Annotated in this window: 1 protein-coding gene; it reads left to right on the top strand. The window is 72.3% G+C overall.

Annotated elements, in window-relative coordinates; translation table 11 throughout:
- A partial coding sequence (locus ACLQ2N_RS36000; protein WP_425820011.1) for an acyltransferase domain-containing protein occupies positions 1-347 on the top strand: 347 nt, incomplete at both ends.

Here is a 347-nt window from a genome sequence, read left to right as displayed (position 1 = left end):
CTGAACGAGACCGGGCTCACGCAGCCGGCGCTGTTCGCGTTCGAAGTCGCCCTCTACCGGCTCCTCGCCTCGCTGGGCGTGCAGCCGGACGTACTGGCCGGTCACTCGGTGGGTGAGATCGCTGCCGCGCATGTTGCCGGGGTCTTCGATCTGGCCGACGCGTGCACGCTGGTTGCCGCCCGGGCACGGCTGATGCAGGCCCTGCCCTCGGGTGGGGCGATGCTCGCGATCGCCGCATCCGAGGACGAGGTGCTGGCGCTGCTGGAGGGCCGTGAGGCCGAGGCCGGGATTGCCGCCGTCAACGGCCCGTCGGCGGTGGTGGTCTCGGGCACCGAGACCGCGATCGC

Source organism: Streptomyces sp. DT224 (assembly GCF_049844595.1).
Classification (GTDB): Bacteria; Actinomycetota; Actinomycetes; order Streptomycetales; family Streptomycetaceae; genus Streptomyces.
The sequence above is the reverse complement of the archived record's forward strand: the minus strand, read 5'-3'. Positions and strand labels throughout refer to the sequence as shown.